Origin of the sequence: Streptomyces sp. NPDC058637, assembly GCF_042717325.1 — a bacterium.
In the GTDB taxonomy this organism is placed as follows: domain Bacteria; phylum Actinomycetota; class Actinomycetes; order Streptomycetales; family Streptomycetaceae; genus Streptomyces.
The window spans coordinates 40,268-55,912 of sequence record NZ_JBHXRD010000007.1; the positions used below are offsets into that span (position 1 = coordinate 40,268).

Genomic DNA, 15,645 nt, shown 5'->3' on the forward strand with positions numbered 1-15,645 from the left:
CCACCTCACGTCCGGACCCGGTGTTCGCCGTGGGCCCGCGTCCAGCTTTTCACAGCCGGTCCGCGCTCCTGCCCGGGGTCAGCAGCCGTCGTAGCCGGCGGTGGGCATGGAGAGTCTGCGGTGCACGCTCGCCTTGCCGCGTGCGGTGTACACGGGCTCCTCCAGGCCGGCGAGCTCCAGCCGTACACCGCGCCGCTCGCACTCCGCGGCGAAGTCCGGCACCGAGACGACGGCGCGGGCGAGCACCCGGTCGTTGGGCGCCACGAACAGCTCGACCTGTCCGCCCTCGACGTCGGACCACAGGGCACGGTGGTCGGGGCGCAGCCCGTAGACGCGCAGCTGCCGCGTGACGACGTACCCCTGGTCGGCGGCCCAGCGTGCGCACATGGCGTGCTGGCTGCGGGTGTCGACGAGGAACGGGTCGCAGTCGAGCTCCTCCAGCGGTGTGAGACTGGCGATGGCCGCCACCCGTACGTCGCCGATGACGTCCCCCATGAACGGATCCCCCCGCACTCGGATACTGCGTCCGAGCCTACCCCGGACGTAGCCCTGCGTAGCCGTCCGTACCCGTGCGGAGACCGGCGTACCGGAGCACACCTGCGTGGGAGGGGCGCGGAGCGCCTACGCTCGTACGGGGGACGGGCGCGCGGGTGCGTCGGCCCACGGAGTGAGGAGGCGCGGCGGTGGAGGTCACCTGGTGGGGTCATGCCACGTGCACGATCGAGGACGCGGGCGTCCGGGTGCTCACCGACCCGCTGTTCGTACGGCGCTTCGCGCATCTGCGGCGCCGCCGGGGCGAGGTGCCGCCGCCGCAGGCCGCGGTCGCCGACGCGGTCCTGATCTCCCATCTGCACTCCGACCATCTGCATCTCCCCTCCCTGGCCCGTCTCGCCCCGGGCACCCTGCTGGTCGTGCCCCTGGGCACGGAGGCGGCCGTCCCGGGGCTGCGGCGGCTGCGCCGGGCGCGGGGTCTGCGGATCGCCGAGGTGGCGCCGGGCGGCGAGGTCCGCGTCGGCGAGGTGCTGGTGCGGGCGGTCCCGGCCCTGCACGACGGTCGGCGGCTGCCGGTCGGCCCGCACCGCGTCCCGGCCCTGGGGTACGTGGTGGAGGGTGAGGCGCGCACGTATTTCGCCGGGGACACGGGGCTGTTCGACGGCATGGCCGAAGCGGTGGGGCCGGTGGACGTGGCGCTGCTGCCGGTCGGCGGCTGGGGTCCGGGGCTGGGCCACCACCATCTGAACGCGGCGCGCGCGGCGCAGGCCCTGGCGATGCTGGAGCCGCGGTCCGCGGTGCCGGTGCACTACGGCACGTACTGGCCGATCGGGATGGACGGCGTCCGGCCGCACGAGTTCTACGCGCCGGGCGACGAGTTCGTACGGCAGGCGGCACTCCTGGCACCGGACGTGGCGGTGCACCGGCTGGGGCACGGCGAGCATGTGAGGCCGGAGGCCCGTAGATGATCCAGGAAGTGTTGCGGCAGCTGCCGACGGGGTCGACGCAGCAGGCCGCGGGCTATCCGACGCTGTTCCTGCTGGTGGCCCTGGGGTCACTGGTGCCGGTGGTGCCGACGGGGGCGCTGGTGAGTTCGGCCGCCGTGGTGGCGTTCCATCAGACGTCACCGTTCGCCCTGCTGGTGGTGTTCGCCGTGGCGTCGTCCGCGGCGTTCCTCGGGGACATATGCCTGTACTGGCTGGGGCAGCGCGGGGTGCGGTCGAAGAACGGCTCGAAGTGGCTGAAGGCGATCAGCGGCAGGGCGGCTCCGGAACGGCTCGCGCAGGCGCAGCGGAAGCTGGACGAGCAGAGCGGGACGGTGCTGGTGCTGTCCCGGCTGGTGCCGGCCGGGCGGATACCCGTGATGCTGGCCTGCCTGCTGGGCCGGATGCCGCTGCGGCGGTTCGCCCGTGGTGACGTGCCCGCGTGCCTGGCGTGGGCGGCGACGTATCAGCTGATCGGGATCCTGGGCGGTTCGCTGTTTCCCGAGCCGTGGCAGGGGGTGGCCGCGGCGGTCGCGCTGACGCTGCTGATCAGCGGGGCACCGGCGCTGTGGCGGCGGCTCCGGCGCGTCGCAGCGGCTGACTCAGCCGCCCAGGACACGTGAGCCGCCGACCGGCAGGTCCCAGAGGTCGCCGCGCGGGTATCCCGCCTGCTGCCAGGCGGTACGGAGCCGGGTGAGCGGTTCGAGTACGGGTTCGGCGGAGAGCAGGAACGTCGCCCAGTGCATCGGCGCCATCGCCCGCGCGCCGAGGTCGGCGTAGGCCCGCACGGCCTCCTCGGGGTCGGTGTGCACGTCCGAGAGCCACCAGCGCGGTTCGTAGGCCCCGATCGGCAGCATGGCCAGGTCGAGGCCGGGGTGACGGCGTCCGATCTCCTTGAACCAGTGCCCGTAGCCGGTGTCCCCCGCGAAGTAGATCCGCGCGCCCCGCGTGGCGAGTACCCAGCCGCCCCACAGGGACCGGCAGGTGTCCAGGAGGGTGCGCTTGGACCAGTGGTGGGAGGGTACGAAGTCGAAGCGGACACCGCCCAGTGCGGCCGATTCCCACCAGTCGAGCTCTGTGACGCAGCTGAAGCGGCGGCGCCGGAACCAGCGTCCGAGCCCGGCGGGGACGAACAGCGGGGTGTCCCTCGGCAGTCTGCGGAGCGTCGGTGCGTCCAGGTGGTCGTAGTGGTTGTGGCTGATGAGGACGGCGTCGATCTTCGGCAGGTCCTCCCAGCGGACGCCGACCGGGGTGATCCGGGCGGGGGTGCCGAGGATGCGGCGCGACCAGACCGGGTCCGTGAGGACGGTGAGCCCGCCGATCCTGACGATCCAGCTGGCGTGCCCGGCCCAGGTGACGGCCAGGGTGTCGGCGCCCGCGGCGGGCAGCGGCGCGGGGGCGTACGGCAGCCGGTGGATACCCCGCAGGCCCTCGGCGTTGGGCCGCATGGCGCGCTCCCTGGCCAGACGGGTCATGCCCCTGACACCCGGGAGGGGTGCGGTGAGCCGGTCCGCGAAGCTGCGGGGCCAGACCCGGACCTCCCCCAGGGGGCGCGCCGCGGCGACGGGACGGCCCGCGGGGCCGGCGAGCGGGCGCTCGGTCTGTTCCGTCATCGAGAGGCTCCCGTCATCGGAGTTCATCGAGGGCTGCTGCGAACATGCTCAGCGCTTGGGCGACATGGGGCAATTCCAGGGGCTCCACCGCAGTGAGGGACTCCATCTGCTCCTGCGGGGTTGAGCCGAGCAGCGGACCGGTGCTCAGCCGGACCCTGAGCGCGCCCAGTTCGTCGCCGAACCGGTGGCCGCCGGGGGCGGGCGCGCCGAGACGCCGTGTGAGGTACTCCTCCAGCTCCATGGAGTCCGTGACACCCCGGGCGGCCAGCCGGGTGCGGAGCGGGCCGAGGTCGGCGTAGAGGTGCCGGCCTGCCTGCGGCGGCCTGGCCAGCGCGCCCACGGTGAGTACGGCACGGTGGGCGGCGGAGGCGACCTGGGCCTGGAGGGCGGCGGCCTGCCGGATCCGGTCCGTGACGGCCTCGGGTTCGCGCAGCGCGTGGGCGGCGGCCCGGGCGACGGGTTCCGCGACGACGGCACCGAGTGCGGTGAGGATGTCGAGCACGCGGGCCCGGCGGGCGGCGGCCCGCCGGGTGGCCGGGAACCGTGCGACGGCGACCGGCCAGGCGGACGGGGTCAGCGCTCCGGCCAGGTCGCCGATGACGGTGACGTCGTCCGGGCACATCTCGGCGGGGCTGAGCAGGACCGTGTCGTGGGGGCGGTGCAGGGTGTCGCGCCAGGTCTCGTCGCTCACGATGTGCAGCCCCTCGGCGACCGCCGCCTCGCAGGCCTCGCGGACCAGCTCAGGCGGGGCGACGGTGGCGGTCGGGTCGTCGGCCACGGAGATCAGGAGCAGCTTGGGTCTCCCGCCCTCGGCGCGCACCCTGCGCACGGTCTCCAGCAGGGCGTACGGGTCGGGGATGCCACCGCACTCGGCCGGGGTCGGCACGTGGTAGGCGGGCCGGCCCAGCAGCCGCGCCTGCGGCATCCAGGTGGCCGGGCAGGGGCGCGGCATGAGCACGTCACCGCCGTACGCGGCGATCAGCGCGAGCAGCAGGGGCTGGGCACCCGGGGCCGCGGCGATGTCCCGCGGCCCGCCGTGCAGGCCCCGGCGCCCCCAGTAGGCGCAGGCGGCCTCGCGCAGGATCGTGCCGCCACCGGGTGGTTCGGGCCGGGTCCGGGCGGCCGAGGCGGCCAGTACGTCGGCGAGCTCGGGCAGCACGGGAAGACCGGGGTCGGGGGCGGGCGGGCCGTACCGGACCGGCCCGTGGTCCTCCCGGGCGGGACGGGGCTGCTTCCGCTCGCTCCAGTGCATCCCGGGACCTCCTCCGCCTGCGTCACCCTCAGGCCCCTTTATACGGAGGTTCCCCGGGGTCCGCCCCTGCACCGGGTCCGGCAGTGGCTGTCGCCGGACGAGGAATCCGCGGTTCGGCGGGGGCGGGGAGGCGAGCGCACCGGGCACACCAGCCGGGCGGGCGGGGAGGCGAGCGCACCGGGGCACTCGACCCGGGCGGGAGGAAGGGAGGGCAGTCGGGAGGCCGCCGGTCCGGGGCGGGGGCCGGGAAGCCGACAGTCCGGGGCGGGAGCAGGAAGCCGACGGTCCGGGACGAGGGCCACGAAACCGGCGGTCCGGGACAGGGGCTCGGGAAGCCGACGGTCCGGCCGGACCCGGCGGTTCAGGAGCCCGGGACTCAGAGGGCCGGCCCCGCGAGGCGCCTGCGGTTTCGGAAGCCGGACGCCTCGGCGGGCCCCGACGGTTCGGCGGACCCGACGCCTCGGCGGGCCCAGCGGTTCGGCGGGCCCAGCGGTTCGGCGGCCCAACGGCCCCGACGGTTCGACGGCCCCGGCGCCTCGGCGGTCCCCCAGCCGATGACAACCCCCGGGTCACCCCGCGAACGGCACCCCGGGAAGTCCCTGCCCCGCGTCCGGCACGACCAGCAGGGAACCCGACCACGGGTGCGGCGCGTCCAGGCCCGTCCGGGCTGTTGAGATGTACAGGTCGCGCAGGCCCGCCCCGCCGAACGCGCACGCCGTGGGCCGCCGGACCGGCAGGTCCACGACCCGGTCCACCCGGCCGTCCGGGGTGTAGCGCCGCACCGCGGCGCCGTCCCAGAAGGCGACCCACACGCAGCCGTCGCCGTCCACCGTCAGCCCGTCGGGCCAGCCGGAACCCGGCTCGACGACGGCGAACGGCCGTCGGTCCAGGACGCGTTCACCGTCCACGTCGAAGACGTCGATCCGCAGGGTGGGGGTGTCGATGTAGTACATGAGCCGGCCGTCCGGACTCCAGCCGGTGCCGTTGCTGACGGTCGACGCGTCCAGCACGCCCGTCACCGTGCCGTCCGGGGCGACCCGGGACAGACTGCCGCCGCCCTCGGCCTCGTCGTACCGCATGGTGCCCGTCCACAGGGCCCCGTCCGGCGCCACGGCCGCGTCGTTGCCCCGCCGCCCCGGAACGGGGTCCCGGGCCAGCCACGAGAAGGCGCCGGCGGCGTCGTACAGGCCGACGCCGTCCCGCAGGTTGACCACGAGCCCGCCGCCCGCCCGCGGCTTCGCCGCGCCGACGTGCTGCTCGGTGGCCAGGACCGTGCGGTGGCCGGTGGACGGGTCGTACGTGTGCACCCGCGAGGAGAGGATGTCGACCCAGATCAGCCGGCCGGCCGCCGCGTCCCAGGTCGGGCCCTCCCCCAGCTCGGCCCGTTCACGGACGGCGATCTCCGGGGCGTGCCTCATCCCTGGCTCCGGTGGTGTCCGAGCCGGCCGGACAGCGCGTCGGCGCCGCCCGAGGCGAGCCGCGCGAGCTCAGCCTCGCGCTCCTCGCTCCAGCGGATCATCGGTACGGAGATGGAGAGCGCGGCGACGACCCGCCCGGACCGGTCCCGGACAGGCGCGGCCACGCAGCTCACGTCGGGGTTCGACTCCCGGTGCTCGACCGCGATCCCCCGCTTGCGCACGGCGGCGAGCGCGGCCCGCAGTTCCGTGGCGTCGGTGAGGCTGTTGTCGGTCATCGCGACGAGTTCGCGTCCGTCGAGCCGGGCGTCGAGCTCCGCCTCCGGCAGGGCCGCGAGCAGCAGCTTGCCGACGGAGGTGCAGTGGGCGGGCAGCTTGCGTCCGGCGGCGGAGACCATGCGGACCGCGTGCGTGGAGTCCACCTTGGCGATGTAGATGACCTCGGTGTCCTCCAGGATCGCGACGTGGACGGTCTCGCCGCACGTCTCGGCGACCTCGCGGGCCACCTGCTGGCCCTCGGCCGCCAGGTCGAGCTTCTCCGCGTACCGGCTGCCGAGCTGGTAGGTGCGTACGCCGAGCCGGTAGCGGCCCGGCTGCTCCGGCACCGTGACCAGGTAGGAGCGGGCGGCGAGGGTGGTGAGCAGTTCGTGGACGGTGGTCCGTGGCAGTTGGAGCTTGCGGGTGACTTCGGGGGCCGAGAGCGTCCCCTCTCCCTGGAGGAAGAGTTCGAGCACGTCCAGCGCCCTGGTCACCGCGGGGACGAGTCGTCCCATGATCGCCCACCCATCGTTCGACACTCCGGTCAATGACCGGAATCACGAACGCAGGCTAACGTCAGGGGACTTGTCCGGGCAACGCCCGGGACGGGCCGGAGAGGCCGGCCCCAGGGGGAATCCACCGGATTATCCCCGCTTCGACAGATTTCCGGCAGCGACTGCGCGCGCCTCCTGGTTCACCGGCCACGGGCAGGGTAGTCGCTGTGCCATGTCGACATCGAGCGCTCTCCCCTCCGACCGCTGGCGGACCTGGTTCCGCCGGTGCGACCTCGCCGCGTTCCAGGGCGTGGCGAGAAGACACTGGCCGGGCGCCGCTCCCGTACTCCCCCGGCTGAGCCGCAGCGCCAACCACGGGCTGCTGTGGTTCGGGACCGCGGCGGGCATCGCGGCGCTGGGCACCAGCGCCCGGTCGCGCAGGGCGGCGCTGCGCGGCATCGCCTCCCTCGCCGTCGCCTCGGCCGCGATCAACACCGTGGGCAAGGGGGCGGTCCGCAGGGAGCGTCCGATACTGGACATGGTCCCGGTCATGCGTCAGCTCAAGCGGCAGCCGTTCACCACGTCCTTCCCGTCCGGGCACGCGGCGTCGGCCGCGGCGTTCGCGACGGGCGTCGCCCTGGAGTCCAAGGGCTGGGGCGCCGTCGTCGCCCCCGTCGCGGTTGCCGTGGCCGCGTCCCGCGTCTACACCGGCGTCCACTATCCGAGCGACGTCCTGGCCGGTGCGGCGCTCGGCATAGGGGCCGCGTTCGCACTGCGCGGCGTCGTACCCACCCGTGGGCAGCTGCCCGCACCCGGCAGGCCCCCGGCCGAGGCCCCGGCGCTGCCCGCGGGGCAGGACCTGGTGGTCATCGTGAACCAGGGGTCCGGTACCGCGACAGCGACGGCCGCTCTGGTGCGCGACGTGCTGCCGCTCGCCGAGGTGCTGGAGTGCGCACCCGCCGACCTGTCGGGCGCGCTGGACAAGGCGGCACGGCGGGGCAAGGCACTGGGCGTCTGCGGGGGCGACGGCACGGTCAACCTGGCTGCGGCCGTGGCGGCGACCCACGGCCTGCCGCTCGCCGTGTTCCCCGGCGGGACGCTCAACCACTTCGCGTACGACCTCGGCATCGAGACGGTGCACGACACGGTCACGGCCCTCACCGCGGGCGACGCCGTCCGGGTCGACCTGGGCCGCTTCCGGCCCGGCCCCGAAGGGCCCGGTGGTGCGCACGGCTACTTCCTCAACGCCTTCAGCCTCGGGGTCTATCCGGAGCTCGTACGGACCCGGGAGCACTGGGCACCCAGGATCGGCGGCTGGCCGGCGGGGGTGCTCGCGGCTTTCGAGGTACTGCGCGGCGAGCGCCCGCTGACGGCCGAACTGCAGGGCCGGAAGCGGCCGTTGTGGCTGCTCTTCGTGGGTAACGGACTGTTCCGGCGGGTCGGCCCCGCGCCCGGCCGCCGGCACAACCTGGCCGACGGCCTGCTGGACGTACGGGTCGTGCACGGCGGCCGCACCCCGGGGCTGCGGCTGCTCGCGGCGGCGATCGCCGGGCCCCTTAGCCGCTCACCCGTCCACGCGGCGGTCCGGCGCCGCCAGGTGCGCGTCTCCGGCCTCGCGGCGGGCACTCCGTACGCCTACGACGGCGAAGTGGCGCACTCCGGAAGTGAGTTGCTGATCGACAAGCTGCCGGAGGCGCTCACGGTCTACTGCCCGATGCCGGTGTAGCCATTCCACCTGAGCCATTCCGCATAGCAAGACGCCTATCTCAGGATACGACATCGCGGCGTACCGTGGCCGTACCGCTCGCGACCGGAGCCCGAGCAGTTGGAAGTCCGGGGAGGACACACGGCCATGCCCGAAGAGACCGCGACCTACACCCATGGTCACCACGAGTCGGTGCTGCGCTCGCACCGGTGGCGGACCGCAGCCAACTCGGCGGCCTATCTGATCGACCGGCTCACCCCCGGTCAGAGCGTGCTGGACGTCGGCTGCGGTCCAGGCACCATCACGGCCGACCTCGCGGCACTGGTCGCGCCGGGCCGGGTGACGGCGGTCGACAGGAACCGGGAGATCCTCGACCGGGCGGCCGAGGCGGCGGCGGAACGCGGTCTGGACAGCGTCGAGTTCGCCGTCGCCGATGTGCACGCGCTGGACTTCGCCGACGGCTCCTTCGACGTGGTCCACGCCCATCAGGTGCTCCAGCACGTAGGGGATCCGGTCCAGGCGCTGCGTGAGATGCGACGGGTGTGCCGGCCGGGCGGCATTGTCGCGGTACGTGACAGCGACTACGCGGCGATGGCCTGGTACCCGGAGGTGCCGGGGATGACGGAGTGGCAGGAGCTGTACGGACGGGTGGCCCGCGCCAACGGGGGCGAGCCCGACGCCGGGCGCCGACTGCTGTCCTGGGCCCGGCAGGCCGGCTTCACCGACATCACCCCGACCGCGGGCACCTGGTGCTTCGCCGGGGAGGAGCGTGCCTGGTGGAGCGGCCTGTGGGCGGACCGTACGACGGCTTCGGTGTACGCGAGACTGGCGGTGGACGGCGGGCACGCCCGGCCCGAGCAGCTGGCGGCCATCGCGGACGCCTGGCGCGCGTGGGGCGCGGAGGCCGACGCGTGGTTCCTGGTCCCGCACGGCGAGCTGCTCTGCCGGGTGTGAGCGAGCGGCCCGAAGGCCGGAATCGATCACACGCCGCGGGGCCGCCAACTACCCTCGTGGCATGGAGATCCTGGGAACCACGCTGCGAATCTGCGTCGACGACCTGGAGGCCTCGGTGGCCTTCTACGAGGGCCTGACCGGTACCCCGGCGCTGCGCTTCGAGCGCGGCGGGGTCTCGGTCGCCGCGATCGGCTGCTTTCTGCTGATGAGCGGGCCCGAGTCGGAGCTGGAGGTGCTGCGCAAGGTGTCGGCGACGATCGCGGTCAAGGACGTCGACGAGGCGAACGCGGCACTGACCCGGGTGGGGGCGAAGGTCATCGCCGGCCCGGTGCCCACCCCGGCCGGCCGCAACCTGATCGCCCTCCACCCGGACGGCTCGGTCTTCGAGTACGCCGACCGGAAGACCTCCGTCTGACGGTGCCCGGACCGCCGCGATATTCCGTACGCTTTCCGGCCTCCTCGTCATAGCCTCGCCCCGCAGGCGGTTGTCGAGCAGAGGACGGGCAGGACGATGGGCACGCGACACACGTACCGGGTGATCGTGCGGGGCACCTGGGAAGGGCTGACGGACGAGGGCAGGCAGCTGCTCCTGGCCGAGGTGGAGGAGCACGGCCTCGCGGCCATGCGGTTCACCGAGGAGGGGACGCTCACCTACGACACCGTGCTGAAGCACTTCAGCTTCCGGTACGTGGTGACCTCGGACCCCATGGACGGCGACGAGATGGCGGCGGCGATCGCCGAGGACCGCGCGGAGACCGCCCTCGCCGCGCGGGGGCTCGGCCACGGCGAGCTGCGCTGCTCGGTGACGGACATGGACACCATGAAGATCAACCACAAGGGCCGGCGGGGGCCCGGGGCGGCCTGACGCCGGGCCGGTCGACGCGGATGAGTGCCTGCCCGGCCGTTGGCCACGAGCTCGCGCCCGCCCCCTTCCCCGACGCCCTAGGTCATGGCCCGCCCACGGGTGCCCGGCAGACCGGCCGCCCCGGAATCACACCGGACATGGTCGTGGGCGACGAGGCCTGCTCGTCCCTCGGTGGTGGACGGGTGGGGAGCCGGTGGGGCGGGATCCCACCGGCTCCGGAACCCGGCTCGGCCGCGTCAGCCCTGGAGCAGGTTCCTGAGCGCGGTGTTCAGTTCGAGGACGTTCACCCGGGGCTCGCCCATGAAGCCGAGGAGCCGGCCCGTGGTGTGATCGGCGACGAGCTTCTCGACCTCCTCGACGCCGAGTCCGTTCCTCTCGGCGACCCGGTGGACCTGGAGTTCCGCGTACGCGGGCGAGATGTCGGGGTCAAGGCCGGAGCCGGACGAGGTGACGGCGTCGGCGGGGACGTCCTCGGGCCTCACCTCGTAAGACGCGGTGGAGTTGTCCGCGACCACGGCCTTCTTCGCCTCGGTGACCCAGGCGATCAGCTCCTCGTTGTCCCCGGCACGGTTGGTCGCGCCGGAGAGGATCAGGGAGTACCGCGTGTTGACGCTGTTGCCGCCCAGGCCGTTCGAGGGGCGCGGCTGGAACCACTTCGGGTCCGGGCGCGCGGCCTCCTCGGCGTCGTCGGGGTTCCGCTTCGGCAGGTCGTACCTCTGGCCGATGAGGGAGGAGCCGACCACCTGGCCGCCCTTGTCCTCGATCTCGGAACCGTTCGCCGTGTCGTTGAACAGGGCCTGGGCGACACCGGTGACGGCGAGCGGGTAGATGACGCCGCACACCAGCGTGAGGACGAGCAGGGCGCGCAGCCCGGCTCCGAACACGCGCAGGGTGCCGCTGACGGAGTTGTTCATGACGGATCAGCCGATTCCGGGGATGAGGGAGATGAGCAGGTCGATGATCTTGATGCCGATGAACGGGGCGACCAGGCCGCCGAGTCCGTAGATCCCGAGGTTGCGCCGCAGCATCCGGTCCGCGCTCCGCGGCCGGTAGCGGACGCCCCTCAGGGCGAGCGGTACGAGCGCCACGATGATCAGTGCGTTGAAGATGACGGCCGACAGGATCGCGGACTCGGGCGACGACAGGCCCATGATGTTGAGCTTGTCCAGGCCCGGGTGGACGACGGCGAACATCGCGGGAATGATCGCGAAGTACTTCGCGACGTCGTTGGCGATCGAGAACGTCGTCAGGGCGCCCCGGGTGATGAGCAGTTGCTTGCCGATGCCGACGATCTCGATGAGTTTCGTCGGGTCGGAGTCCAGGTCCACCATGTTCCCGGCCTCCTTGGCGGCCGAGGTGCCGGAGTTCATCGCGACGCCGACGTCCGCCTGGGCGAGCGCGGGGGCGTCGTTGGTGCCGTCGCCGGTCATCGCGACGAGTTTGCCGCCGGCCTGCTCGCGCTTGATGAGGGCCATCTTGTCCTCGGGCGTCGCCTCGGCCAGGAAGTCGTCGACTCCCGCTTCCTCGGCGATGGCCTTGGCGGTCAGCGGGTTGTCGCCCGTGATCATGACCGTACGGATGCCCATGCGGCGCAGTTCGTCGAACCGCTCCCGCATGCCCTCCTTCACGACGTCCTTGAGGTGGACGACCCCCAGGACCCGTGCGCCTCCGCCGTCCTCCACCGCCACCAGCAGAGGTGTGCCGCCGGCCTGGGAGATCCGGTCGGTGAGTTCCCGCGCGTCCTCGCAGACGCGCCCGCCCCGCTCCTTCACCCATGCGAGGACGGATCCGGTCGCGCCCTTGCGGACCTTCCGCCTGTCCAGGTCCACTCCCGATATCCGGGTCCGGGCCGTGAACGCGACCCATGTGGCCTGGGCCAGTTCGCCCTGGTGCCGTTCGCGCAGTCCGTACCGTTCCTTGGCGAGGACGACGATCGAACGGCCCTCGGGGGTCTCGTCGGCGAGCGAGGAGAGCTGTGCCGCGTCGGCGAGTTCGGCCGCGGTCGTGCCCTTCACGGGGACGAACTCGGACGCCTGCCGGTTGCCCAGGGTGATCGTGCCGGTCTTGTCGAGCAGCAGGGTCGACACGTCCCCGGCGGCCTCCACGGCGCGCCCCGACATGGCCAGCACGTTGCGCTGTACGAGTCGGTCCATGCCCGCGATCCCGATGGCGGACAGCAGGGCCCCGATCGTCGTCGGGATGAGGCAGACGAGCAGGGCGGCGAGCACGATCATGGACTGCTCGGCGCCCGCGTGCACGGCGAACGGCTGCAGGGTGACCACGGCCAGCAGGAAGACGACGGTGAGGGACGCGAGCAGGATGTCGAGCGCGATCTCGTTGGGCGTCTTCTGCCGGGCGGCGCCCTCGACCAGGCTGATCATCCGGTCGATGAACGTTTCACCGGGCTTCGTGGTGATCTTGATGACGATGCGGTCGGACAGCACCTTCGTGCCGCCGGTGACCGCGCTGCGGTCACCGCCCGACTCCCGGATGACGGGTGCCGACTCGCCGGTGATCGCGGACTCGTCGACGGACGCGACGCCCTCGACGACATCCCCGTCGCCGGGGACGATGTCACCGGCCTCGCACACCACGAGGTCGCCGATGCGCAGGTCGGTTCCCGGCACCCGCTCCTCGTTCGTGCCGATGACCCGGCGGGCGACGCTGTCGGTCTTGGCCTTGCGCAGGGTTTCGGCCTGGGCCTTGCCCCGCCCTTCGGCCACGGCTTCCGCGAGATTGGCGAAGACCGTGGTGAGCCAGAGCCAGGCGGCGATCGCCCAGCCGAACCAGTCCCCCGGGTCGGCACAGGCGAGGACGGTCGTGACGACCGAGCCGACCAGGACCACGAACATGACGGGCGACCTGACCATCACGCGCGGGTCGAGTTTGCGCACGGCGTCCGGGAAGGACTTCAGCAACTGCCGGGGGTCGAACAGACCGCTGCCGACGCGGCCCGGGGCCGGCCGGTGGCCCGAGGGGCTGTCTCCGTGCGGAGCCCGGGTGGGGGTGACGGTGCTCATGAGGCGAGCCCTTCGGCGAGCGGCCCCAGTGCCAGGGCGGGGAAGTAGGTCAGACCGGCGACGACGAGGATCGTGCCGACGAGCAGTCCCGCGTAGAGGGGCTTGTCGGTACGCAGGGTGCCGGAGGTCTCGGGTACGGGCGTCTGGGCGGCGAGCGAGCCGGCGAGCGCCAGGACGAACACCATCGGCAGGAAGCGTCCCAGCAGCATGGCGATGCCGATGGTGGTGTTGAACCACTGGGTGTCGGCGTTCAGTCCGGCGAAGGCGGAGCCGTTGTTGTTGGCGCCGGAGGTGTAGGCGTACAGGATCTCGGAGAAGCCGTGCGCACCTGAGTTGGTCATCGAGTCGGCCGGCGTCGGCAGTGCCATCGCCACGGCGGTGAAGCCGAGCACCAGTGCCGGGGTGATCAGGATGTAGCAGGCGGTGAACTTGATCTCGCGCGTGCCGATCTTCTTGCCCAGGTACTCGGGTGTGCGGCCGACCATCAGTCCGGCGATGAACACCGCGATGACCGCCATGATCAGCATGCCGTAGAGGCCGGAGCCGACACCGCCGGGCGCGATCTCGCCCAGTTGCATGCCGAGCATCGTGATGCCCCCGCCGAATCCCGTGTACGAGGAGTGGAAGGAGTTGACGGCGCCGGTGGAGGTCAGGGTGGTGGCCACGGCGAAGATCGACGAGCCGCCGATCCCGAACCGGGTCTCCTTGCCTTCCATCGCACCGCCCGCGATGTCGAACGCGGGCCCGTGGTGGGCGAATTCGGTCCACATCATCAGCGCGGTGAACCCGATCCAGATGGTGGCCGTCGCCGCCAGGATCGCGTATCCCTGCTTGACCGATCCGACCATCTTTCCGAAGGTGCGGGTCATCGCGAACGGAATGAGGAGAATGAGGAAGATCTCGAAGAGGTTCGAGAGCGGATTCGGATTCTCGAAGGGGTGGGCGGAGTTCGCGTTGAAATACCCACCGCCGTTGGTTCCCAGTTCCTTGATGGCTTCCTGGGAGGCGACGGCCCCACCGTTCCATTCCTGCGCGCCGCCCATGAACTGGCCGACCTCGTGAATGCCGGAGAAATTCTGGATGGCACCGCAGGCGACCAGGACGACAGCACCGATCACCGAGACCGGGAGCAGAATGCGGACGGTTCCGCGCACCAGGTCGGTCCAGAAATTCCCCAGCTCACCGGTACGGGAACGGGCGAAGCCCCGTACGAGCGCCACGGCGACGGCCATGCCCACGGCGGCGGAGACGAAGTTCTGCACCGCGAGGCCGCCGGTCTGCACGACGTGCCCCATGGCCTGTTCGCCGTAGTACGACTGCCAGTTCGTGTTCGTCACGAACGAGGCCGCGGTGTTGAACGCCTGGTCCGGATCGATCGAGGCGAAGCCCAGGGACCCGGGAAGGCTGCCCTGCAACCGCTGCAGGACGTAGAGGAAGAGGACGCTCACGGCCGAGAAGGCGAGCACCGCCCGCAGATAGGCGGGCCAGCGCATCTCGGCGGACGGATTGGCGCCGACGGCCTTGTATATCCACTTCTCCGGCCTGTAGTGCTTCTCGGAGGAATAGACCCTGGCCATGTAGTCACCCAGTGGGCGGTAGGCCAGGGCAAGGGCGGCGATCAGAGCGAGCATCTGGAGCACGCCCGCGGTCTGGGAACTCATGTCGGCGTTCAGAACCTCTCCGGGTGAAGGAGGGCGAGAACGAGATACCCGAGCAGTGCGACGGCCACGACGAGACCGACGATGTTCTCGACGGTCACAGCTTGGTCACCCCTCGGGAAATAAGAGCCACCAGCGTGAACACCGCGACCGTGGTGACGACGAAGGCCAGGTCGGCCATCGTGAGCTCCTGGATGAAGGAAGGAATGGAATCAGCCGTTCGGCCGATACGAGCAAACCTCGCCGGGAGCTGGAAACAGGACTTCTTGACGCGGCCCATACGGACAGCGGCAGACCCTTTACGGCAATCTAACGCGAAGGGCGGCCGCCACCGTGCGGCGAGCCGCGTGCGAAGGGGGACGCGGCGGTCGTCGCGGCCCTGTCACAGGACGACTCTGGTCGCGGTCGGCCACCGTCGCCGGCCCCTCGGCCGGCCTGGCGGGCCATCCCGCCGGGCCGAGGCGGCACCGGTTGCGCACCTCGCCGGCGAGGAGACCGGCGGGAGACCGGGTCCGGGACACCGACCGGCCGGTGCGAGGAGTTCTTCACCACCTCGGCGGCCGGATCCCGGGCCCGTCCGGTCTCCCCCGCCGGCTACCTGGCCCGGCGGCGGTACATCACGTAGCCGCCGCAGAGCAGGCCGGCCACGAACACCCCGAGCAGCGCCGCCCAGAGCGGCATGGTGACCTTCGGGATGATGACGCGGATGGTGACGTCGGCGGTGTTGACGCAGATGAAGACGATCGCGAGGACCGCCAGGAGGGTGACGGCGATCCGGGCGGGGCTGAAGGGGCCCGTGGAACCGCTGGATACGTCCTTGGGGCTCATGTGCGGCCCTTTCCGCTGGGTCCTGGTTCCTGGACCAGGAACGACCGTCCCCGGACCCCAGGATCTCTCCGTCCGGGGCCCGGGGGCAGTGGAGTGCGGCCGTTCGGG

Annotated in this window: 17 protein-coding genes; 6 read left to right on the top strand and 11 right to left on the bottom strand. The window is 72.3% G+C overall.

What is annotated here, in order from left to right; translation table 11 throughout:
• Positions 1-78 precede the first annotated feature (78 nt).
• Positions 79-495 carry a hypothetical protein gene (locus ACFWVP_RS08795; RefSeq protein ID WP_384494797.1) on the bottom strand — a complete coding sequence of 139 codons (417 nt, stop codon included), beginning with the start codon at positions 493-495 and terminating at the stop codon, positions 79-81.
• 188 nt (positions 496-683) lie between these two features.
• Between ACFWVP_RS08795 and ACFWVP_RS08800 the strand changes: the two genes are divergently transcribed.
• Together ACFWVP_RS08800 and ACFWVP_RS08805 are read left to right on the top strand one after the other, a co-directional pair.
• Positions 684-1,460: an MBL fold metallo-hydrolase gene (locus tag ACFWVP_RS08800; protein WP_384494799.1), complete on the top strand. Its 777-nt coding sequence runs from the start codon at positions 684-686 to the stop codon at positions 1,458-1,460.
• Positions 1,457-2,098, top strand: a complete 642-nt coding sequence (locus ACFWVP_RS08805; protein WP_384494801.1) for a DedA family protein — start codon at positions 1,457-1,459, stop codon at positions 2,096-2,098. Before ACFWVP_RS08800 ends, ACFWVP_RS08805 begins: the two co-directional genes overlap by 4 nt.
• Here ACFWVP_RS08805 and ACFWVP_RS08810 read toward each other — a convergent pair.
• The 4 genes from ACFWVP_RS08810 to ACFWVP_RS08825 form a co-directional block, all read right to left on the bottom strand.
• Positions 2,078-3,088, bottom strand: coding sequence for an MBL fold metallo-hydrolase (locus tag ACFWVP_RS08810; protein ID WP_384494803.1), 1,011 nt, complete (start codon positions 3,086-3,088; stop codon positions 2,078-2,080). The genes ACFWVP_RS08805 and ACFWVP_RS08810 overlap by 21 nt on opposite strands.
• 13 nt (positions 3,089-3,101) lie before the next feature.
• Complete coding sequence (locus ACFWVP_RS08815) at positions 3,102-4,340, bottom strand: aminotransferase class I/II-fold pyridoxal phosphate-dependent enzyme (RefSeq protein ID WP_384494805.1); 1,239 nt, start codon at positions 4,338-4,340, stop codon at positions 3,102-3,104.
• A gap of 569 nt (positions 4,341-4,909) precedes the next feature.
• On the bottom strand, positions 4,910-5,758 hold the full coding sequence (locus ACFWVP_RS08820; protein ID WP_384494807.1) for an SMP-30/gluconolactonase/LRE family protein: 849 nt from the start codon (positions 5,756-5,758) through the stop codon (positions 4,910-4,912).
• A complete protein-coding gene (locus tag ACFWVP_RS08825) occupies positions 5,755-6,528 on the bottom strand; it encodes an IclR family transcriptional regulator (RefSeq protein ID WP_384494809.1) in 774 nt (257 codons plus the stop codon). Before ACFWVP_RS08825 ends, ACFWVP_RS08820 begins: the two co-directional genes overlap by 4 nt.
• A 211-nt stretch (positions 6,529-6,739) precedes the next feature.
• Between ACFWVP_RS08825 and ACFWVP_RS08830 the strand changes: the two genes are divergently transcribed.
• The 4 genes from ACFWVP_RS08830 (at position 6,740) to ACFWVP_RS08845 (ending at position 10,031) form a co-directional block, all read left to right on the top strand.
• Positions 6,740-8,233 (top strand): bifunctional phosphatase PAP2/diacylglycerol kinase family protein, encoded by a 1,494-nt coding sequence (locus ACFWVP_RS08830; RefSeq protein ID WP_384494811.1) that lies wholly within the window; start codon positions 6,740-6,742, stop codon positions 8,231-8,233.
• Between the two features lie 126 nt (positions 8,234-8,359).
• Positions 8,360-9,166, top strand: coding sequence for a class I SAM-dependent methyltransferase (locus tag ACFWVP_RS08835; RefSeq protein ID WP_384494813.1), 807 nt, complete (start codon positions 8,360-8,362; stop codon positions 9,164-9,166).
• Positions 9,167-9,227: 61 nt separating this feature from the next.
• Positions 9,228-9,581 (top strand): VOC family protein, encoded by a 354-nt coding sequence (locus ACFWVP_RS08840; protein ID WP_384494815.1) that lies wholly within the window; start codon positions 9,228-9,230, stop codon positions 9,579-9,581.
• 96 nt (positions 9,582-9,677) lie between these two features.
• The gene (locus ACFWVP_RS08845) at positions 9,678-10,031 is read left to right on the top strand and encodes a DUF6204 family protein (protein ID WP_384494817.1); all 354 of its coding nucleotides are present in this window, start codon (positions 9,678-9,680) and stop codon (positions 10,029-10,031) included.
• A 236-nt stretch (positions 10,032-10,267) separates the two neighbouring features.
• Here the strand turns inward: ACFWVP_RS08845 and ACFWVP_RS08850 are convergent, their stop codons facing one another.
• The 6 genes from ACFWVP_RS08850 to ACFWVP_RS08875 all read right to left on the bottom strand — a co-directional run bounded on the left by ACFWVP_RS08850 (position 10,268) and on the right by ACFWVP_RS08875 (position 15,537).
• A complete protein-coding gene (locus ACFWVP_RS08850) occupies positions 10,268-10,945 on the bottom strand; it encodes a potassium-transporting ATPase subunit C (protein ID WP_384494819.1) in 678 nt (225 codons plus the stop codon).
• Between the two features lie 6 nt (positions 10,946-10,951).
• On the bottom strand, positions 10,952-13,051 hold the full coding sequence (gene kdpB, locus ACFWVP_RS08855) for a potassium-transporting ATPase subunit KdpB (RefSeq protein ID WP_384494821.1): 2,100 nt from the start codon (positions 13,049-13,051) through the stop codon (positions 10,952-10,954).
• The gene (gene kdpA, locus ACFWVP_RS08860) at positions 13,048-14,712 is read right to left on the bottom strand and encodes a potassium-transporting ATPase subunit KdpA (RefSeq protein ID WP_384494823.1); all 1,665 of its coding nucleotides are present in this window, start codon (positions 14,710-14,712) and stop codon (positions 13,048-13,050) included. The genes kdpB and kdpA overlap by 4 nt, the downstream gene beginning before the upstream one ends.
• Before the next feature lie 8 nt (positions 14,713-14,720).
• Positions 14,721-14,810, bottom strand: a complete 90-nt coding sequence (kdpF, locus tag ACFWVP_RS08865) for a K(+)-transporting ATPase subunit F (protein ID WP_384494825.1) — start codon at positions 14,808-14,810, stop codon at positions 14,721-14,723.
• Positions 14,807-14,989, bottom strand: coding sequence for a hypothetical protein (locus tag ACFWVP_RS08870; RefSeq protein ID WP_384494828.1), 183 nt, complete (start codon positions 14,987-14,989; stop codon positions 14,807-14,809). The genes kdpF and ACFWVP_RS08870 overlap by 4 nt, the downstream gene beginning before the upstream one ends.
• 314 nt (positions 14,990-15,303) lie before the next feature.
• Positions 15,304-15,537, bottom strand: coding sequence for a DUF1049 domain-containing protein (locus ACFWVP_RS08875; RefSeq protein WP_384494830.1), 234 nt, complete (start codon positions 15,535-15,537; stop codon positions 15,304-15,306).
• Between the last annotated feature and the right edge of the window lie 108 nt (positions 15,538-15,645).